Source organism: Yersinia fenwicki (assembly GCF_043099325.1).
GTDB lineage: Bacteria > Pseudomonadota > Gammaproteobacteria > Enterobacterales > Enterobacteriaceae > Yersinia.
Genome location: NZ_CP170755.1, coordinates 3434398 through 3453698, shown reverse-complemented (window position 1 = coordinate 3453698; position 19301 = coordinate 3434398). Strand labels below are relative to the sequence as shown.

The window sequence follows — 19301 nt, the reverse complement described above, 5'->3', positions numbered from 1 at the left end:
ATGGGCCTGAAAAATTTTCTTGAGAAAATAGAGCATCACTTTGAAGCAGGTGGCAAGCTTGAGAAGTATTATCCGCTGTATGAAGCTGCGGCCACCATTTTTTATACTCAAGGTAAAGTGACACCGGGTGCCTCCCATGTTCGCGATGCTATTGATCTAAAGCGGATGATGATTCTGGTGTGGCTGGCAGTATTTCCGGCGATGTTCTGGGGAATGTATAACGTTGGCGGGCAGGCGATCCCGGCGTTAAACCAACTCTACAGCGGTACGGAACTACAACAGATTATTATCAGTGACTGGCATTACCGGCTGGCGCAATTACTGGGTGCATCATTAGCACCAGATGCCGGTTGGATGAGTAAAATGGTGCTAGGCGGGGTTTATTTCCTACCGATTTATGCTGTTGTATTTATTGTGGGCGGTTTTTGGGAAGTGGTGTTTTCCATTATCCGCAAACATGAAATCAATGAAGGTTTCTTTGTTACCTCTATTCTGTTTTCCCTGATAGTCCCCCCGACATTACCCTTATGGCAGGCGGCGCTGGGGATCTCTTTTGGGGTAGTGATCGGTAAAGAGATCTTCGGCGGTACTGGGCGCAACTTCCTTAACCCAGCACTGGCTGGGCGTGCTTTCCTGTTCTTTGCTTATCCGGCACAAATATCGGGTGACTTGGTTTGGACTGCGGCAGATGGTTTCTCGGGGGCAACACCTTTATCACAATGGAGTGTTAACGGTAGCCACAGTTTGATCAATACCGTCTCGGGCCAACCTATCACCTGGATGGATGCCTTCCTTGGCAATATTCCGGGTTCCATTGGCGAAGTATCTACGCTGATGATTCTTATCGGTGGGGCCATTATCCTCTTTGGTCGCGTGGCGTCCTGGCGAATCGTGGCTGGGGTCATGATTGGCATGATGGCAACCGCCTACCTGTTTAACGGGGTCGGCTCCACAACCAACCCATTATTCGCTATGCCATGGTATTGGCATTTGGTGCTCGGTGGCTTTGCTTTTGGCATGATCTTTATGGCGACTGATCCGGTATCTGCTTCCTTTACTAATAAAGGTAAGTGGTGGTATGGCGGCTTGATTGGCGCAATGTGTGTACTAATCCGTGTCGCCAATCCTGCTTATCCTGAGGGAATGATGCTAGCGATTCTGTTCGCCAACCTGTTTGCACCGCTGTTCGACTATGTGGTTGTTCAGGCCAATATCAAGCGGAGGAAAGCCCGTGGCGAATGATAAACCAAGGAATAATGACAGCATCGGCAAAACACTGCTGGTGGTTATCGTGCTCTGCCTGGTGTGTTCTGTCATCGTGGCCGGTGCTGCAGTAGGTTTGAAGGCTAAGCAACAAGAACAGCGCTTACTTGATAAACAACGCAATATTCTGGCAGTGGCGGGATTACTGCAATCGAGAATGCCAGCAGAAGAAGTACAGCATGAGTTTGCGTTGCGGATTGAACCGCGTCTGCTGGATTTGCAGAGCGGAGAGTTTATTCAACAAGATCCGGCTACGTTTGATCGCGTGCAGGCACTGCGTGATAACCAAATGAGTATTGCGCTGACACCTGCACAGGATACCGCCGGTATTCGCCGTCGAGCGAACGTGGTTGAAATTTATCTGGTGCGCAGTGAAAGCGGGCAGGTCGATAAAATTGTGTTACCGATTTACGGTTCTGGTTTGTGGTCAATGATGTATGCCTTTGTTGCTATCGATACTGATGGCAAAACCGTACGTGGTATCACCTATTATGATCAAGGTGAAACCCCTGGGCTGGGCGGTGAGGTTGAAAACCCGATTTGGCGTAACCAATGGATTGGCAAGCGGTTGTTTGACGAACAAGGGCAACCGGCGATTCGTATTATTAAAGGAAGAGCGCCAGCTAACGATCCCCATGCGATAGATGGATTATCTGGTGCTACGCTGACATCCAATGGGGTACAGAATAGCTTTGACTTTTGGCTAGGTGAAAACGGCTTTGGCCCGTTCCTGAAAAAAGTGCGCGAAGGGGGGTTAAAAAATGGCTGATAGCAAAGAGATTAAACGGGTCTTATTGGGGCCGTTATTTGATAACAACCCGATTGCGCTACAAATTCTGGGAGTGTGCTCTGCGCTGGCAGTCACCACCAAATTGGAAACGGCTTTAGTGATGACACTGGCGGTAACCTTGGTTACCGCATTCTCCAGCTTCTTCATCTCATTGATTCGCCATCATATTCCAAATAGCGTGCGTATCATTGTTCAGATGGTAATTATTGCCTCATTGGTCATCGTGGTGGATCAGATTTTGCGCGCTTATGCCTATGAGATATCCAAACAGCTATCAGTATTTGTTGGCCTGATTATCACTAACTGCATTGTGATGGGGCGCGCAGAAGCTTATGCGATGAAATCTCCACCTATCGAAAGTTTTATGGATGGCATCGGCAATGGTTTGGGCTATGGCGTGGTGTTAGTGCTGGTGGGTTTTGTCCGTGAGTTGATTGGTTCAGGTAAATTGTTTGGTGTGACGGTACTGGAAACTGTCCAGAATGGCGGTTGGTATCAACCTAATGGATTATTCCTGTTGGCACCTAGTGCATTCTTTATTATTGGTTTGCTGATTTGGGGCCTGCGAACCCTAAAACCTGCGCAGATTGAGAAGGAGTAATTGATGATGGAACATTACATCAGTCTGTTTGTCCGCGCAGTGTTTGTTGAGAATATGGCGTTAGCATTCTTTCTGGGAATGTGTACTTTCCTGGCCGTTTCCAAGAAAGTCTCGACAGCCTTTGGCCTTGGCATTGCGGTAACCGTCGTCTTGGGAATCTCTGTACCGGCTAACAATTTGGTTTATAACCTGGTTCTACGGGATGGTGCATTAGTTGAGGGTGTTGACCTCAGTTTCCTGAATTTTATTACCTTTATTGGCGTTATCGCCGCCATCGTACAGGTGCTGGAAATGATCCTCGATCGATATTTTCCTGCTCTGTACAACGCACTGGGTATTTTCCTGCCACTGATTACCGTGAACTGTGCCATTTTCGGGGGGGTATCGTTTATGGCACAGCGTGATTATAACTTCCCTGAGTCCATTGTTTATGGATTCGGTTCCGGTATCGGTTGGATGTTAGCTATTGTTGCGCTAGCGGGTATTCGTGAAAAAATGAAATATGCCAATGTGCCTGCGGGTTTACAGGGGTTAGGGATCACCTTTATCACCACCGGACTGATGGCCTTAGGGTTTATGTCTTTCTCCGGCGTGAGCTTATAAAGGCAGGAATAATTCATGGAAATAATTCTAGGCGTAGTCATGTTCACCCTCATTGTATTGGCATTGACGGTGATGATTTTATTTGCCAAGTCAAAGCTGGTGAATACTGGCGATATTACAATTGATATAAATGAAGATGCGGATAAGAGTTTCACCGCTCCGGCAGGGGACAAGCTGCTCAATATGCTTTCCAGTCATGGCATATTTGTTTCTTCCGCGTGTGGCGGTGGGGGCTCTTGTGGGCAGTGCCGCGTGACGATTAAAGAAGGCGGTGGCGATGTTTTGCCCACGGAGCTTTCGCATATTTCAAAGCGGGAGGCCAAAGAAGGTTGCCGGCTGGCATGTCAGGTTAGTGTGAAACAGAATCTGAAAATTGAATTGCCGGAAGAGATCTTTGGGGTGAAAAAGTGGGAATGTGAAGTTATCTCTAATGATAATAAAGCCACATTTATTAAAGAGCTGAAGCTTAAAATACCGGATGGCGAGGTAGTACCATTCCGCGCCGGGGGCTTTATCCAAATTGAGGCTGAACCCCATACAGTAAAATACGCTAATTTTGATGTGCCTGAGGAATATCGTGGCGATTGGGATAAATTCAATTTATTCCGGTTTGAATCCGTAGTGACGGAGCCAACAGTGCGCGCTTATTCCATGGCAAACTATCCGCAAGAGCACGGTATTATCATGCTAAACGTGCGTATTGCTACGCCGCCACCGTCAGTACCAGATGCTCCACCAGGCATCATGTCTTCCTATATTTGGTCGCTAAAACCGGGTGACAAAGTGGTGATTTCCGGGCCGTTTGGCGAGTTTTTTGCCAAAGATACGGATGCTGAAATGATCTTTATTGGCGGCGGTGCGGGTATGGCACCCATGCGTTCGCATATTTTTGATCAGCTTAAACGGCTGCAATCAAAGCGTAAAATCAGCTTCTGGTATGGCGCGCGTTCACGGCGCGAAATGTTTTATGAAGAAGATTTTGATCAGTTACAGGCTGAAAATGATAATTTCCGTTGGCATGTGGCTTTGTCTGACCCGCAGCCAGAGGACAATTGGACGGGCTATACTGGTTTTATTCATAACGTGTTATTAGAAAACTATCTTAAAAATCACCCGGCGCCTGAAGATTGCGAATTTTATATGTGTGGCCCGCCAATGATGAATGCGGCAGTCATCAAGATGCTGAAAGACCTCGGTGTCGAAAATGAAAATATTATGCTCGATGATTTTGGTGGCTGAGTTGCCACCACTCGGATTTCTACATTAATTGGGGATATTGTGCGAAAACATATAATGCATTGGCTAATGGCTACTGTGGGGGTTTTGCTGCTAACAGGCTGTGGTCCTGAGCAAATTAACCTCGAAGGTAAAACTATGGGCACCTCATACTCAATTAAGTATGTAAGTGACTCATCAACCCTCAGCCCAAAAAAGTTACAACAGGAAATAGATCGTGAACTGGAACAAGTTAATGATCAAATGTCGACTTATCGGCCGAATTCCGAACTGAGCCGTTTCAATAAAAGTCAGAAAGTGGATACGCCATTTTCTGTTTCTATGGCAACCGCCAAAGTGGTACGTGAGGCTATTCGTATTAACCGTCTGACTGATGGGGCGCTGGATGTGACTGTCGGGCCATTGGTTAATTTATGGGGCTTTGGTCCAGAAGGACGACCAAATAGGGTGCCTACTGATGCTGAGATAACTAAACGTCGGGAATGGGTTGGTATTGATAAACTTACCGTAGAAAATGGTGCTTTAATCAAACGTATTCCTGAACTGTATGTTGATCTTTCTGCTATAGCTAAAGGATATGGCGTCGATGTCGTTGCCGAATATTTGGAAGCGCAGAATATCGATAACTATATGGTCGATATTGGCGGCGAAGTTCGGACTCGTGGCAATAATGGGGAGGATAAACCTTGGCGCATTGCTATTGAGAAGCCAGTTGCAGGATCAGAGCAAAGTGCGCAAGAGATTATTGAACCCGGTCGGATGGCTATCGCAACTTCGGGTGATTACCGTAATTACTTTGAACAGAATGGCGTGCGCTATTCACACACCATTGACCCTGCTACTGGTCGGCCGATTAACCATCGCTTAGTTTCTATCACTGTTTTAGACCCAAGCTGCATGACTGCTGATGGGCTCTCGACTGGATTAGGGGTTCTTGGGCCGGAGCGAGGAATGGCATTAGCTAATTTATTGGGTATTCCGGTATTTATGATAGTGAAAACTGATGATGGTTTTGAGGAGCGTTCTTCAGAGTCGTTCAAACCTTATCTGCAAAAACGGCTGTGACAGGAGAGGGATATGTTAACTGTTTTTATCGCGTCCTTTGTCTTTTTTCTCTTGGTTATTGCTGGGATGTCTCTGGGCTATATCGTAAAACGTAAAACCTTACAGGGCAGTTGCGGAGGTATAGGGGCTTTGGGAATGGAAAAAGTGTGTGATTGCCCCGAGCCATGTGATTCGCGTAAGAAACGGTTAGCTAAAGAGGCCGCTCGTCAGAAAGCTCTGGAGCAGTATCGCATTCTATAGTGGGGATCTAAATTGTCTTACTGTATGTAAGCCCCCTCGCTCAATGAAGATTTGAGCGAGGGGACTTATTTCTTATATATTCTAAATAATTCGAGTGGCAGGAAGTTAGCACACCTGGAGTTTGAAATATGACGGTTAGCGTTATTTACTGTCGTGGACTATCTTTTTAAATTGGCTTGGAGAGTCGACCATCACACCATTAGCCCCTAATTCTTTTGCTTTCTTATAATCTTGAGGAGTATTAATTCCGAAGAAAATAATATGTGCATTTGTATTTTTACGGAAACAATCAACGGCTTCTTTATCCCAACTTAATACTGCTTTAGAACGTCCTTCACCCAGAGTGTATTTTTCCACGACTTCAACATTGCGGTGTAACTCCAAACCGTACCAGCGCTCTTTATTATCTGCTGGTAATTCACACTTATGATCCATCGTAATGTTAGCTAACTGCGTTCGAGTAAAGTCTCGGCTTTCAAAACGCTGAATCTGATGTGTCGCATCACTTTTTTCATTAATCGCATCCAATGCTTTCAGGTAACTATCATTGGTTGAGTAAACTCGGGTTCTGCTCAGCCTGCTTTGTTCGCCTTTGGTGGCTGCATTCAGCGTTTTTTGTAGTGCTTCGGCAAAGGCTACAGGGTCTGCATCTGGTGATTTAATGTCGAGGTAAAATGTTGTTGTTGGGAATGCTTTCAATACTTCATCCAGCGTAGGAATGCCAATGCGTGAAGCTGGTTTAGGTTGAATATTATGTTTTTCATTATACTTAACGCTGGCATCAAAACCAGCGAGTTGCTCAGCGGTATAGCTAGAAACTTTTCCTGATTCATTGGTTAAGTCATCAAGGAGAATAGGGCGATACAATATTGGAATATTATCCTTTGATAACTGTAGTGTTATCCAGATTGCATCTGCTCCATTAGCCAATGCTTTCTTGATGGCTGGAATCGTATTTTCAGGGGCGTCGGCTGTTCCACCTCGATGAGCTATAATTTGTGGTGTCTGGAGGGGAGTCGTTGAAGTAACTGAATTAGCATTGGTTACAAAGGTAGTTGAGAGTAATAAAGTAGCCATAATATAATTTCGCATAATATTTAATTTCCATCCATTGACTGGTGGTGAGTTGTTGCAGGGTGATGTTAATCATATAGCCAATATTATTCGGCTTTGTCGAATTTAATGATTTTTTATTAAAAATAAATGACAAAAATGGAAAAAAGACAATTACAGCATTCAACTCTGTTATTGCCTAATTTGGTTGCCATATTAATTAGGATAATTATGACTATCGGCTATGACGAATTAACGTCTTATATTCTTAAAAGAAGTATTTAGCGCTAATCTCTCTCAGGTAAAAGTGGTTTATCCATCCGAATCAGAAAATTCTGTAAGAATCTTAAAAATCATTAGTGAAGCATGCAAAGGTTGTATTAGTGTTACCTGTAATTTATTGGGTGCTACGCCTGTAAGTACCCGGTCTTAAGAAGGAATGTAGTGTGTCGAAATTGCGAGTTGGTGTGATTTTTGGCGGTAAATCGGCTGAACATGAAGTGTCATTACAGTCGGCCAAGAACATCGTAGATGCGATTGATAAAGAAAAATTCGATGTGATGTTGTTAGGCATTGATAAACAAGGACAATGGCATGTTAATGATGCATCCAATTACTTGTTAAATGCAGAAAATCCAGCATTGATTTCCCTGAACCATTCAAACAAAAATGTCGCGCTGATCCCAGGTCAAGAGCATCAGCAGCTCATTGCTACCGATAATGCCTCTGCATTGGCTCAGTTGGACGTCATTTTCCCGATTGTCCATGGGACTTTAGGGGAGGATGGATCCTTGCAAGGCCTGCTACGCATGGCCAATATTCCTTTTGTCGGCTCAGGTGTGGTGGGTTCTGCGGTCAGCATGGATAAAGATATCACCAAGCGGTTATTGCGTGATGCTGGGTTAAATATCGCGCCATTTATTACCCTGACACGGGCGAATAAAGATCACTACCGTTTTGAGCAAGTTACGGCAAAACTCGGGTTACCTTTATTTATAAAGCCAGCAAATCAGGGTTCTTCGGTTGGTGTGAGTAAAGTACGTAATGCAGACGAATATGAACAGGCAGTAGCATTAGCCTTTGATTTTGACCATAAGGTTCTGGTGGAATCGGCTATTATTGGGCGAGAAATCGAATGTGCAGTCATGGGCAATGATAACCCGCAAGCCAGTTTGTGTGGTGAAGTCGTTATTAGCGACGAGTTTTATTCCTATGACACAAAATATATTAATGAAACCGGTGCTCAGGTCATTATCCCTGCATCCATAGACAGTACCGTCAGTGACAATATTCGTGCAGTTGCTTTAGCCGCATTTCGTGCACTTGAGTGCCGTGGTATGGCTCGGGTTGATGTCTTTTTAACAGCCGATAACACCATAATTATCAATGAAATAAATACCCTGCCTGGATTTACTAATATTAGTATGTATCCTAAATTATGGCGTGCTACAGGGGTTGGCTCGACGGAATTGATCACCACACTGATTGAGTTGGCTTTAGAACGCCATCAGCAAGATAAATCACTGAAAAGCTCTATTCTTAAATAACACTCACTCTCACGAATTCAATAGTAAAAAGCTGCCGCGTGCAGCTTTTTTATTGAGATGTTATGCGCATACAATCAATTTGACAAAGTGTCATAAATTGACAATACTTCAATTATGAAACTAACAGAAGATCAACTCCTGTTGCGGGAGAGCAAAAAAATCGTTGAAGCATTGGGCAAAACATTTGCACCCTTGGTGGAATTTGTCTTGCACGACCTGACTCAGCCTGAACATGCCATCGCGGCGATTTCAAACAACTTATCCGGTCGGGAAGTCGGTGAGCCAGCGACTGAGCTGGGGTTGAGCCGTATTGCTGACCCTAACTTCCCTGAGGTCATCCTTAACTATCCGAATCAATTTCCTGATGGCCGCCCGGCAAAAAGTACATCAATTGGCCTGAAAAATAGCAAAGGAGAGTTTATCGGGGCTCTTTGTCTGAATATGGACATCTCCCTATTTTCTGCCGTTAGTGCCAGCTTGTCACAACTGACACAAACTACACCCACCGAAATTCAAGAGTCTTTGGCATCACCTCGCCTTGAGATGTTACGGACCCAGTTGGAACAATTTGCGGCGGCGCACAATACCACGCCACGCGCACTGAATCCGGCACAGCGGCGTGAAATTGTCCGTCAATTGGCGCAGGCAGGGTTGATGGATTTGAAAAATGCCCAGACCGTGGTTGCCAATAATCTGGGTGTCGCCCGTTCGACTGTCTATACCTATCTCCCTACTGAAGGAAACTGAAGATGGCCCCATTAGCAATCTGTTACGACGATATTGTTCTAGCACATCAGCGGATTACTGGGATTGCGCTCAAAACTCCAGTTTTGACCTCATCCACTGCCAATGAGCAGACCGGCGCGCAGCTGTTTTTTAAATGCGAAAATTTCCAGCATATGGGGGCATTCAAATTCCGAGGGGCCTATAACGCGCTGGTGAAATTATCGCCGCAACAGCAAGCAAAAGGAGTTATTGCTTTCTCGTCGGGTAATCATGCACAAGCTATTGCTTTGTCTGCTCGTAAACTGGGCATTCGCGCGGTTATCGTCATGCCTATAGATGCGCCAGCGGCTAAAATTGCAGCAACCCGTGGTTATGGCTGTGAAGTGGTGCTGTATGACCGCTACCTTGAAGATCGCGAAGCTATTAGCAATAAACTGGCGCAGGAACAGGGGCTAACCTTAATCCCGCCATACGATTATCCGGATGTGATGGCGGGTCAGGGAACAGCGGCGAAAGAATTATTTGAAGAAGTGGGTGAGTTAGATGTGCTGCTGGTACCCCTTGGGGGCGGGGGGCTGTTGTCCGGTTGTGCCACAGTCGCCAAAGCGCTCTACCCCAATTGCCAAGTGATTGGGGTGGAACCTGCCGCGGGTAATGATGGGCAACAGAGTTTCCGCAGTGGAAAAATTGTTAAGATTGAAACGCCAGTGACCATTGCGGACGGCGCGCAAACACCGGCTTTGGGTCACTACACTTTCCCGGTTATTCAGGAGAGAGTTGATAATATTCTGACTGCGACTGATGATCAGTTAATTTCAGCGATGAAATTTTTTACCAGCCGAATGAAGATTGTGGTTGAACCCACTGGCTGTTTAGGGGCTGCAGTGGCTTTTGGTGACCAGTTGGATTTGCATGGTAAACGCGTTGGGATCATTATTTCGGGCGGTAATGTCGATTTAGCGCGTTTGGCCCATTTTATTGATAAGCCTTTATGATGTCTGAGCCTATCTTGATAAATTCAACATCAGGCCTGCCGCCGGCGGGCCATTATAGCCATGCTGTCTGTGCGGGGGGTATGATCTATCTCTCCGGTCAATTGCCTGTCACGCCACAGGGAGTGGCCTTATCAAATCAACCTTTCGATATTCAGGTTAAGCAGGTATTTACTAATATTGAGGGGATACTTACGGATTGTCATTGCAGTATATATAGCTTGGTTCAGGTGCGAGTTTATCTGTGTGACATTGCCCTATGGCCACATTTCAATGTGCTCTATGCTGACTGGTTAGGGCCACACAAACCCGCGCGTTGCGTGGTGCCAGTGCCCATTTTGCATCATGATGTGGCCTTAGAGATTGAAGCGGTGGCTCTGCTTCCGGGCTAGTTTTTCGCTATCACGAAATTTGCGTGGTCAGGATCTAGGATAATCTTGAATTTCTCCGATTTAACTGTATTCTTATACAGTGGTTTGGTTGGGAGATAAACATGCGGAAAATTATTCATGTCGATATGGATTGCTTCTTCGCGGCAGTCGAAATGCGTGACGATCCCAGCTTGCGTGATATTCCTATTGCGATTGGCGGTAGCCGTGACCGGCGCGGTGTGATTAGTACCGCCAATTATCCCGCCCGCCGTTATGGAGTTCGCAGTGCGATGCCCACCGCTATGGCATTGAAACTTTGCCCACAACTGAAAGTGATCCCCGGCCGAATGGCGGCGTATAAAGAAGCCTCGCAGCATATTCGTGAGATTTTTGCGCGCTATACCCCATTAATTGAGCCACTTTCGCTAGATGAAGCCTATCTGGATGTCTCTGATTGTCAGGCATGCAGTGGCTCCGCCACATTAATAGCACAAGAAATCCGCCAATCCATTGCGATGGAGCTTAATTTAACGGCTTCTGCGGGTATTGCCCCTATTAAGTTTTTAGCCAAGATCGCGTCTGATTTAAATAAACCCAATGGCCAGTATGTGATAACCCCGGATCAGGTATTGCCTTTCTTACGCGACTTACCGCTGAGTAAAATTCCCGGGGTGGGCAAGGTGACCGCAAAACGTTTACAAGAACTGGGGCTGATAACCTGTAGTGATGTACAAAACTATTCGCAGGCAGAATTATTAAAGCGCTTTGGTAAGTTTGGTCATGTGTTGTGGGAGCGCAGCCACGGTATTGATGAGCGTGAGGTTTCTCCTGATCGTTTACGTAAATCAGTCGGGGTCGAGCAAACACTAGCCGAAGATATTCATGATTGGGAAAGCTGTGAGTCATTGATTGAAAAGCTTTATATTGAACTGGAGACTCGTCTTCGCAAAGTCAGGCCCGATCTGCATATTGCCCGACAAGGGGTGAAACTCAAATTTCATGATTTTCAGCAAACGACACAAGAGCATGTTTGGCCGCAGTTGAATAAAGCCGATTTATTGCAAGTGGCACGGACAGCATGGAATGAGCGCCGCGCAGGGCGTGGGGTTCGACTAGTCGGTTTACACGTCACGTTGCTCGACCCACAACTTGAGCGGCAATTGTTACTGAGTTGGGAATAACGCTGAAAGTATTATGAAAAAAGGCGAACCATTAGGCCCGCCATTATTATTGGTATTAAAAGTTAGCTAATTCAGCTTATGCGCGCTCAGGAATCGCTTTCAGCAGCGCCGTCAGTAATTGCCAATATTGACCCACACTTTCGATATGAACTTGTTCATCCGGTGAATGTGGTCCAGTCATGGTTGGCCCAATCGATACCATATCCATATCCGGATAAGGTTTTTTGAACAAACCACATTCCAGACCCGCATGGATCACCATGATATTAGGTGTTTTGTTAAACAGCTTTTGGTAGGTTTCGCGCACCAGCGCCATCACCGGTGAGCTTGGGTCTGGCTGCCAGCCAGGGTAGCCGCCTTTCGGTGAAGTTTCAGCGCCAGCCAACTGACCAATAGCCGTCAGCATACCGACGACGTAATCTTTACCGCTGTCAATCAGGGAACGAATCAGACAAATGATTTCTGCTTCATTTTCATTCATGGTTACTACGCCCACATTCAGTGAGGTCTCAACCACGCCTTTCACCGCATCACTCATACGAATGACACCGTTTGGTGTGGCATTCAATAAAGCGATCAGGCGCTGCTGCGTATCTTTGGTCAGGGCTTTGGCATCAATAGATGTTGGCTCAAGCAGTACAGTCAGATTTTTTTCAACTGCGGCCAGCTCATTTTTCAAGGTGGCCAGATACTCTTGGCTCAGACTTTTCAACTGATCGACTTTGTCTGCAGCAATTGCCAGAGTCACAGAACCTTCACGTGGGATAGCATTACGCAGTGTGCCGCCATTCAAATCCAGTATCCGCAGGTCTAACTCTTTGGCATGATCGAACAGGAAACGAGCCAGCAATTTATTGGCATTGCCTAGTCCTAAATGGATATCAGCTCCTGAGTGACCGCCTTTCAAACCCTTAATCGTCAGTTTCAGCGTCTGATAACCGGCGGGGATTGCTTCGCGCTTTAGGGCTAAAGTGGTAATAAAATCAATACCACCGGCGCAACCCATATAGATTTCGCCTTCTTGCTCGGAGTCGGTGTTAATTAAAATATCGGCTTGTAACCAGTTAGGTTGCAGACCAAATGCACCATCCATACCGGCTTCTTCGGTCATGGTCAGCAGCACTTCTAACGGGCCATGCTCGACGCTATCGTCAGACAGTACCGCCAGCGCGGAGGCCATACCAATACCATTATCTGCACCTAAGGTGGTGCCACGGGCTTTAACCCATTCACCGTCGATATAAGGCTGAATAGGGTCTTTGGTAAAGTCATGCACCGTATCATTATTCTTCTGCGGAACCATATCCAGATGGGCTTGGAGGGCAACAGGCTTGCGGTTCTCCATCCCCTTGGTAGCAGGCTTACGCAACAGGATATTACCGACCTTATCACGCTCGGCATGCAGACCTTTTTCTTTGGCCCAGGTCATAATATGTTGTGCTAGCGCTTCTTCATGGTAAGACGGATGAGGGATCGAGCAGATTTTTGCGAAAATATCCCACAACGGCTGAGGCGAAAGTTGAGACAGTTCAGACACTGTAAGTCTCCTGTAACAGCATTCTCATATCGGCAACCTCACAGTAGAGATGTCAGAGATGCTATTGGGTTGATGACTAAAGATTTTAAGGGTTGTGATACACCGCCATTAAGATGGCGAGATAGTTTGAGAATATCACTTTCATTGGTATTACGCGCGTATCGCCACACAATAACTGTAACTGACTCGATTAATTAGCCGGATAATTGCTGGTTTTTATCCGGCTGGCTCTCTATAATCTCGCGCAACCTTTTTTCCCCTTCTGAACCATGGCAAGCCACTTCTATACTGGCTGGGATTACACTTTATGAGCGAAAAATACGTTGTTACCTGGGATATGTTGCAAATTCACGCCCGCAGATTGGCAAGTCGTTTATTGCCTGCTGAACAATGGAAAGGCATCATCGCGGTTAGCCGTGGTGGCTTAGTACCAGCGGGTATTCTGGCGCGTGAGCTGGGTATTCGTTATGTCGACACCGTTTGCATCGCCAGCTATAACCATGATAACCAAGGCGAGCTTAAAGTCCTGAAACGTGCTGAAGGCGATGGTGAAGGCTTTATCGTGATTGATGACTTAGTTGATACTGGCGGTACCGCGAAAGCTATCCGCGAAATGTATCCGAAAGCACATTTTGTCACCATTTTTGCTAAACCTGCTGGACGCCCATTAGTTGATGACTATGAGGTTGATATTCCGCAGGGTACCTGGATTGAGCAACCTTGGGATATGGCGGTAACCTTTGTTGCCCCACTAAGCGGTAAGTAATTTAGCTCGCTTTAAATGCCCGGGCCTACCGGGCGTTTCATTTTCCCCGTAGTATGAGTACACTTGACTCCATCTGACCAGCCCTAATGGGCTTGAATCACGGCTTATGGAGGCTATTTTTATCATGGCACAAGCCAACCTTTCTGAAATTCTATTCAAACCAAAATTTAAGCATCCTGAAACCTCAACGTTAGTGCGGCACGCTCATTGCAACAATGCAATGAATGTTCATTCGGCGCTGGATGGGGACACAACCAGCCATTGGTATCGCATGATAAACCGCCTAATCTGGACGTGGCGTGGTGTCGATCCTCTGGAGATCGAAGAGGTATTGTCACGCATTGCTTGCTCGAAAGCGGAACACACTGATAACGAACTGCTCGATACGGTGGTGGGTTACCGCAATGGCAACTGGATTTATGAATGGGCCCATCAGGGGATGCAATGGCAGCAAAAAGCCATGGAAGAAGCTGACCCTATGCATGCCGGCCAGTATTGGTTGAATGCGGCAAATTTATACAGCATTGCCGGTTATCCGCATTTGAAAGGGGATGAGTTGGCCGAGCAAGTGGAGGTGCTGTCTAACCGTGCATATGAAGAAGCGGCCAAGCATTTGCCTTACACCTTGAAAGAACTCAGTTTTGATATTTCTGATGGCGGTACGCTTACCGGCTTCCTGCATATGCCGACCCTCGGCAGTGCGCCATTCCCTACTGTACTGATGTGCGGTGGGCTGGATACTTTGCAAAGCGATTATCATCGCCTGTTCCGCGACTATCTGGCCCCCAAAGGGATAGCCATGTTGACCATCGATCTGCCATCCGTCGGGGCTTCATCAAAGTGGAAACTCACTCAGGACACCAGCTTCCTGCATCAGCAAGTGTTGCAGGCATTACCCAATATTCCGTGGATTGATCACCTACGCGTCAGTGTTTTTGGTTTTCGTTTCGGTGCCAACGTGGCGGTACGTCTGGGTTATCTGGAACCACAGCGTGTGCGCGCAGTGGCGTGCCTCGGGCCAATTGTGCATCATCTTTTGTGCAACGCGGATAGCCAGCACAAAATGCCTGATATGTATATGGATGTGATGGCCAGTCGTTTGGGAATGGCAGATGCTGCGGATGAAATACTCAGAGCAGAAATGAACCGCTACTCTTTAAAAACCCAAGGGTTATTAGGGCGACGTTGCCAAACGCCTATGTTGGCTGGTTTCTGGGAAAACGACCCTTTCAGCCCGAAAGAGGAAGCTAAACTCATTTGTTCTTCTTCTGCTGATGGCAAATTATTACCCATATCATCAACACCGCTGTATGACAATTTCCATCGCGCATTATTGCAAACCAGCCAATGGTTAGAAGATAAAATGCGTTAATGAGTTGCTAATTTTTAACAGTTTGCTAAAAAGGTGAGTCTACATAAGGAGATTTAAGAATGACGTCAACCAGTGCTCATCCTAAAAGCAAGCTTATGAAACGTTTTGCAGCTTTAGGGCCATACCTGCGTGAAGGGCAGTGCCAGAACGACCGATTTTTCTTTGATTGTTTGGCTGTGTGCGTCAATGTGAAGCTTGCTCCAGAGAAGCGTGAGTTCTGGGGATGGTGGATAGAGCTGCAACCAGCGGCTGATCATTTCACCTATGTTTACCAGCTCGGCCTGTTTAATAAAGATGGCAACTGGAAAGCTGAAAAGATTAAAGATCCTGAAGTACAAGAGAAACTGGAGACCACATTACGTGGTTTCCATAAACGCCTCGCCGAGATGCTGACTTCCATTGAAATGAGATTGGAGCCAGCACAAGATTTTAGCGAGCAGCCGGTTAAGTTGTCGGCATAAAAATAGACCTGTTTAACGGGCATTGCAGGCTTATACCCTACCTGCAATGCCAATTAAGACGCCGATCCGCAAAGTGCTTGGCATAACGCCTCCCACCTGTTAAAAAGACTCCTATACCCTTTCTTTTATTCTTACATCCCAACGGCAGAAAAATTATGAGTGGCAGCCAGACATTGGTTGTGAAATTGGGGACGAGTGTCCTGACGGGCGGTTCCCGTCGTCTTAATCGTGCCCATATTGTTGAATTGGTGCGCCAGTGCGCCCAGCAACACGCAAAAGGTCATCGTATTGTTATTGTCACCTCTGGCGCCATTGCAGCTGGGCGTGAACATCTGGGTTATCCGGAATTGCCCGCTACGATTGCTTCGAAGCAATTGCTTGCCGCAGTCGGACAAAGTCGGCTTATCCAGCTGTGGGAACAACTGTTCTCAATCTATGGCATTCATATCGGCCAGATGTTGCTGACCCGTGCTGATTTAGAAGATCGTGAGCGGTTTTTAAATGCCCGCGACACCATGAATGCTTTGCTGGATAACCGCATAGTGCCGGTTATCAATGAGAATGATGCTGTTGCCACGGCTGAAATCAAAGTTGGCGATAACGATAATCTCTCTGCATTGGCGGCGATTCTGGCTGGTGCCGATAAGTTGCTGCTACTGACAGACCAGGCCGGGCTATACACTGCTGATCCACGTAATAATCCGCAAGCTGAATTAATTCGCGAAGTGCATGGTATTGATGATGCTTTGCGCGGGATTGCAGGCGATAGTGTCTCTGGTCTTGGCACCGGTGGCATGGCGACAAAATTACAGGCTGCTGATGTCGCTTGCCGTGCCGGTATTGATGTAGTGATCGCCGCGGGTAGTCAGGTGGGTGTTATTGCTGATGTGATTGAGGGAACGCCGGTTGGCACTCGATTCCACGCGCTGGAAACACCACTGGAAAACCGCAAACGCTGGATCTTTGGTGCACCGCCCGCCGGTGAAATTACCGTCGATGATGGCGCGGTAACCGCGATAATGGAGCGCGGCAGCTCGTTGCTGCCAAAAGGCATTCGCAGTGTGGTGGGGAACTTCTCGCGCGGTGAGGTAATTCGTATCCGTAATCTTAGTGGGCGCGATTTGGCTCACGGCGTGTCGCGCTATAACAGTGATGCCTTACGTATGCTGGCGGGGCACCATTCGCAACAAATCAGTGAAATCCTCGGGTATGAATATGGCCCGGTGGCTGTTCATCGTGACGATATGATTGTCAGCTAAGGAGCAAGCATGAGCATGCTGGAACAGATGGGGAAAGCCGCTAAACAGGCTTCCTGGCAATTGGCGATGTTGAGTACGGCAAAAAAGAATCAAGCTTTGGCCGTGATTGCTAATTTGCTGGAATCTGAAAGTCAGGTCATTTTACAGGCCAATGAACAAGATATGGCGGCTGCTCGTAACAGCGGTATGAGTGAGGCGCTGCTGGACAGATTGCTGCTAAGTCCTGCGCGTTTAGCTGCTATTGCGAATGATGTGCGTCAGGTATGCCGCCTAAATGATCCTGTTGGCCGGGTGATTGACGGTAGCTTACTCGACAGTGGCTTAAAACTTGAGCGCCGCCGCGTCCCGCTGGGAGTGATTGGTGTCATTTATGAAGCACGCCCTAATGTCACGATTGATGTGGCCAGTTTATGCTTGAAAACAGGCAACGCGGTTATTTTGCGCGGTGGTAAAGAGACGCACCATACCAATCAGGCAACAGTAAAAGTTATCCAGCAAGCACTGGAGCAATGTGGTTTACCCCCCGCTGCGGTGCAGGCGATTGAAAGCCCGGATCGTGAGTTAGTGACTCAATTACTGCGGATGGACAACTATATCGATATGTTGATCCCACGTGGCGGAGCAGGCTTGCATAAATTGTGTCGTGAGCAATCGACTATTCCTGTTATCACCGGAGGCATCGGTGTTTGCCATACTTTTGTCGATGAAAGCGCTGATTTTGAGAAAGCCTTATTAGTCATTGAAAACGCTAAAATTCAGCGGCCAAGTGCATGTAACTCATTGGAAACCTTGCTTGTTCACCAAGAAATTGCCGCGCGTTTCCTACCGATATTGAGTGACAGAATGTATGCGTTTGGTGTGACACTGCATGCCAGCCCGCAAGCTATGCCATTTTTGGCGGAAGGTAAAGCCAGGGTCGTGGCTGTAGAAGCTGCTGATTATGATGATGAATGGCTATCTCTTGATCTTAATGTGGAGATTGTGGCTGATATCAATGCTGCCATTGACCATATTCGTGAACATGGTACCAGTCATTCTGATGCTATTTTGACTCGCTCACTCGGCAATGCTGAACATTTTGTTCGCGCGGTTGATTCATCAGCCGTTTATGTCAATGCCAGCACGCGTTTCACCGATGGTGGGCAGTTTGGCTTGGGCGCAGAAGTGGCAGTCAGTACACAAAAACTCCATGCCCGTGGCCCAATGGGGTTGGATGCATTGACAACCTATAAGTGGATTGGCTACGGCGATGATTTAGTTCGTAATTAATTTATTACGTATCGGCGCTATTCAATAAAGCGATATTTGGCATTCGCCAATGTCGCTTTATTTTTAAATTTAATCTAGCGGGTGGCGTTTAAGATAATAACTTATTTTATAATCAGTCGGATTAAAAGTAATTACCGAGAAATCCACAATCACCCCATCCGTGGTATTCGATACCGCCAATAGTTGCAGCAATAACGTACGCGGATCACAATGAAGCTGCAAAGCGAATTCCTGACTGGCAACAATCGGTAAAAAGGTTTGCCGACAGCCCTCAATTTGGTAATTAGCCTGTTTTTCAATAAAATCATACTTTGATGATTCAAGATGGTGATAGGTTAAATCCGGCATCAGAGTCACTGGCAAATAACTTTCTTCTATCTGAATGATCTGTTTGTCGGCATAGCGTAATCGCTTGATATAATATATTTTATCATCTTGTGGGATATTTAATTGGGTAGCAATAGCCTGTGGAGCTCTGATGATTTTGAATTCAGATACCTCCGTATGGGGTGTTTTACCGAGCATTTTCATGTGTTCAGTAAAACTGTTCAGATGATTATTATCGTGTTTAAGATCTTTCCCGATAATAAAGGTGCCCCGGCCTTGCTGACGCTCTAATAAACCATCCTGAATTAAAACTTCTAATGCCTTCCTGACCGTCATTCGTGACGCACCAAAACGTTCGGCTAACTGAATTTCAGAGGGTAAGCAATCACCCACAGAAACATCCTGATGATTTATTAGCTTTCGAATATTAGTGACTAGATTTTTATATACCATTTTCATACCTATTTTGGTGGAGATGCTTATCACGAATGTGTTTTCAACTAATTGATAAATAGCTGATAAAATTTAGTCGGTATAAAAAATGGCTTAAATGTCTAACTTTGAAGAAAATAATATACAAGTGTGACTAACGATTTAATGCAATCGTGATCACATATTTTTATCAATCGTCAAATCATAACC

Annotated in this window: 20 protein-coding genes; 17 read left to right on the top strand and 3 right to left on the bottom strand. The window is 46.3% G+C overall.

Annotated features, from left to right (window positions below; all coding sequences use genetic code 11):
* Genes ACF3VQ_RS15760 through nqrM form a run of 7 tightly spaced genes read left to right on the top strand, consistent with a single transcriptional unit; the run spans position 1 to position 5798 of the window.
* Positions 1-1242, top strand: coding sequence for an NADH:ubiquinone reductase (Na(+)-transporting) subunit B (locus ACF3VQ_RS15760; protein WP_392432090.1), 1242 nt, complete (start codon positions 1-3; stop codon positions 1240-1242).
* On the top strand, positions 1232-2032 hold the full coding sequence (locus ACF3VQ_RS15755; RefSeq protein ID WP_392432089.1) for a Na(+)-translocating NADH-quinone reductase subunit C: 801 nt from the start codon (positions 1232-1234) through the stop codon (positions 2030-2032). Before ACF3VQ_RS15760 ends, ACF3VQ_RS15755 begins: the two co-directional genes overlap by 11 nt.
* Positions 2025-2654, top strand: coding sequence for an NADH:ubiquinone reductase (Na(+)-transporting) subunit D (locus tag ACF3VQ_RS15750; protein ID WP_050077284.1), 630 nt, complete (start codon positions 2025-2027; stop codon positions 2652-2654). The genes ACF3VQ_RS15755 and ACF3VQ_RS15750 overlap by 8 nt, the downstream gene beginning before the upstream one ends.
* A 6-nt stretch (positions 2655-2660) precedes the next feature.
* A complete protein-coding gene (gene nqrE, locus ACF3VQ_RS15745; RefSeq protein ID WP_129197426.1) occupies positions 2661-3257 on the top strand; it encodes an NADH:ubiquinone reductase (Na(+)-transporting) subunit E in 597 nt (198 codons plus the stop codon).
* Between the two features lie 15 nt (positions 3258-3272).
* The gene (gene nqrF, locus ACF3VQ_RS15740; protein WP_392432088.1) at positions 3273-4496 is read left to right on the top strand and encodes an NADH:ubiquinone reductase (Na(+)-transporting) subunit F; all 1224 of its coding nucleotides are present in this window, start codon (positions 3273-3275) and stop codon (positions 4494-4496) included.
* Between the two features lie 39 nt (positions 4497-4535).
* Positions 4536-5558 (top strand): FAD:protein FMN transferase, encoded by a 1023-nt coding sequence (locus ACF3VQ_RS15735; protein ID WP_392432087.1) that lies wholly within the window; start codon positions 4536-4538, stop codon positions 5556-5558.
* 12 nt (positions 5559-5570) lie between these two features.
* Positions 5571-5798, top strand: a complete 228-nt coding sequence (gene nqrM / locus ACF3VQ_RS15730) for a (Na+)-NQR maturation NqrM (protein ID WP_005167513.1) — start codon at positions 5571-5573, stop codon at positions 5796-5798.
* A 141-nt stretch (positions 5799-5939) separates the two neighbouring features.
* On the opposite strand, the gene ACF3VQ_RS15725 is transcribed toward nqrM, so the two are convergent.
* The gene (locus tag ACF3VQ_RS15725) at positions 5940-6890 is read right to left on the bottom strand and encodes a glycerophosphodiester phosphodiesterase family protein (protein WP_392432086.1); all 951 of its coding nucleotides are present in this window, start codon (positions 6888-6890) and stop codon (positions 5940-5942) included.
* A gap of 407 nt (positions 6891-7297) precedes the next feature.
* Between ACF3VQ_RS15725 and ddlA the strand changes: the two genes are divergently transcribed.
* From ddlA to dinB, 5 genes are all read left to right on the top strand, one after another.
* Positions 7298-8398: a D-alanine--D-alanine ligase gene (gene ddlA / locus ACF3VQ_RS15720; RefSeq protein ID WP_392432085.1), complete on the top strand. Its 1101-nt coding sequence runs from the start codon at positions 7298-7300 to the stop codon at positions 8396-8398.
* A 114-nt stretch (positions 8399-8512) separates the two neighbouring features.
* Positions 8513-9145, top strand: coding sequence for a transcriptional regulator (locus tag ACF3VQ_RS15715; RefSeq protein WP_011816929.1), 633 nt, complete (start codon positions 8513-8515; stop codon positions 9143-9145).
* 2 nt (positions 9146-9147) lie between these two features.
* Positions 9148-10119, top strand: a complete 972-nt coding sequence (locus ACF3VQ_RS15710) for a threo-3-hydroxy-L-aspartate ammonia-lyase (RefSeq protein ID WP_392432084.1) — start codon at positions 9148-9150, stop codon at positions 10117-10119.
* Positions 10116-10508 (top strand): RidA family protein, encoded by a 393-nt coding sequence (locus tag ACF3VQ_RS15705; protein WP_392432083.1) that lies wholly within the window; start codon positions 10116-10118, stop codon positions 10506-10508. Before ACF3VQ_RS15710 ends, ACF3VQ_RS15705 begins: the two co-directional genes overlap by 4 nt.
* A gap of 101 nt (positions 10509-10609) precedes the next feature.
* Positions 10610-11668, top strand: coding sequence for a DNA polymerase IV (gene dinB / locus ACF3VQ_RS15700; protein ID WP_019081353.1), 1059 nt, complete (start codon positions 10610-10612; stop codon positions 11666-11668).
* 76 nt (positions 11669-11744) lie between these two features.
* Here dinB and pepD read toward each other — a convergent pair whose 3' ends face one another.
* The gene (gene pepD, locus ACF3VQ_RS15695; protein WP_392432082.1) at positions 11745-13205 is read right to left on the bottom strand and encodes a beta-Ala-His dipeptidase; all 1461 of its coding nucleotides are present in this window, start codon (positions 13203-13205) and stop codon (positions 11745-11747) included.
* 307 nt (positions 13206-13512) lie between these two features.
* On the opposite strand from pepD, the gene gpt reads away from it, so the two are divergent.
* The 5 genes from gpt to proA all read left to right on the top strand — a co-directional run bounded on the left by gpt (position 13513) and on the right by proA (position 18332).
* Positions 13513-13971, top strand: coding sequence for a xanthine phosphoribosyltransferase (gene gpt / locus ACF3VQ_RS15690; protein ID WP_392432081.1), 459 nt, complete (start codon positions 13513-13515; stop codon positions 13969-13971).
* A 124-nt stretch (positions 13972-14095) separates the two neighbouring features.
* Entirely contained in the window at positions 14096-15343 is a 1248-nt protein-coding gene (gene frsA / locus ACF3VQ_RS15685; protein WP_392432080.1) for an esterase FrsA, read from the top strand.
* A 59-nt stretch (positions 15344-15402) separates the two neighbouring features.
* The gene (gene crl / locus ACF3VQ_RS15680) at positions 15403-15804 is read left to right on the top strand and encodes a sigma factor-binding protein Crl (protein ID WP_392432079.1); all 402 of its coding nucleotides are present in this window, start codon (positions 15403-15405) and stop codon (positions 15802-15804) included.
* Positions 15805-15959: 155 nt separating this feature from the next.
* Positions 15960-17063 carry a glutamate 5-kinase gene (gene proB, locus ACF3VQ_RS15675; RefSeq protein WP_005167536.1) on the top strand — a complete coding sequence of 368 codons (1104 nt, stop codon included), beginning with the start codon at positions 15960-15962 and terminating at the stop codon, positions 17061-17063.
* Positions 17064-17078: 15 nt separating this feature from the next.
* Positions 17079-18332: a glutamate-5-semialdehyde dehydrogenase gene (proA, locus tag ACF3VQ_RS15670; protein ID WP_392435624.1), complete on the top strand. Its 1254-nt coding sequence runs from the start codon at positions 17079-17081 to the stop codon at positions 18330-18332.
* Between the two features lie 69 nt (positions 18333-18401).
* On the opposite strand, the gene ACF3VQ_RS15665 is transcribed toward proA, so the two are convergent.
* Positions 18402-19112, bottom strand: a complete 711-nt coding sequence (locus ACF3VQ_RS15665; protein WP_392432078.1) for a GntR family transcriptional regulator — start codon at positions 19110-19112, stop codon at positions 18402-18404.
* Positions 19113-19301: the final 189 nt, after the last annotated feature.

Excerpts from the sequence above, each read along its gene's own strand:
- ACF3VQ_RS15760 (WP_392432090.1), top strand. The coding sequence starts at position 1 with ATGGGCCTGAAAAATTTTCTTGAGAAAATAGAGCATCACTTTGAAGCA.
- ACF3VQ_RS15750 (WP_050077284.1), top strand. The coding sequence starts at position 2,025 with ATGGCTGATAGCAAAGAGATTAAACGGGTCTTATTGGGGCCGTTATTT.
- nqrE (WP_129197426.1), top strand. The coding sequence starts at position 2,661 with ATGGAACATTACATCAGTCTGTTTGTCCGCGCAGTGTTTGTTGAGAAT.
- nqrF (WP_392432088.1), top strand. The coding sequence starts at position 3,273 with ATGGAAATAATTCTAGGCGTAGTCATGTTCACCCTCATTGTATTGGCA.
- nqrM (WP_005167513.1), top strand. The coding sequence starts at position 5,571 with ATGTTAACTGTTTTTATCGCGTCCTTTGTCTTTTTTCTCTTGGTTATT.
- ACF3VQ_RS15725 (WP_392432086.1), bottom strand. The coding sequence starts at position 6,890 with ATGCGAAATTATATTATGGCTACTTTATTACTCTCAACTACCTTTGTA.
- ACF3VQ_RS15715 (WP_011816929.1), top strand. The coding sequence starts at position 8,513 with ATGAAACTAACAGAAGATCAACTCCTGTTGCGGGAGAGCAAAAAAATC.
- ACF3VQ_RS15710 (WP_392432084.1), top strand. The coding sequence starts at position 9,148 with ATGGCCCCATTAGCAATCTGTTACGACGATATTGTTCTAGCACATCAG.
- ACF3VQ_RS15705 (WP_392432083.1), top strand. The coding sequence starts at position 10,116 with ATGATGTCTGAGCCTATCTTGATAAATTCAACATCAGGCCTGCCGCCG.
- dinB (WP_019081353.1), top strand. The coding sequence starts at position 10,610 with ATGCGGAAAATTATTCATGTCGATATGGATTGCTTCTTCGCGGCAGTC.
- gpt (WP_392432081.1), top strand. The coding sequence starts at position 13,513 with ATGAGCGAAAAATACGTTGTTACCTGGGATATGTTGCAAATTCACGCC.
- frsA (WP_392432080.1), top strand. The coding sequence starts at position 14,096 with ATGGCACAAGCCAACCTTTCTGAAATTCTATTCAAACCAAAATTTAAG.
- crl (WP_392432079.1), top strand. The coding sequence starts at position 15,403 with ATGACGTCAACCAGTGCTCATCCTAAAAGCAAGCTTATGAAACGTTTT.
- proB (WP_005167536.1), top strand. The coding sequence starts at position 15,960 with ATGAGTGGCAGCCAGACATTGGTTGTGAAATTGGGGACGAGTGTCCTG.
- proA (WP_392435624.1), top strand. The coding sequence starts at position 17,079 with ATGCTGGAACAGATGGGGAAAGCCGCTAAACAGGCTTCCTGGCAATTG.
- ACF3VQ_RS15665 (WP_392432078.1), bottom strand. The coding sequence starts at position 19,112 with ATGGTATATAAAAATCTAGTCACTAATATTCGAAAGCTAATAAATCAT.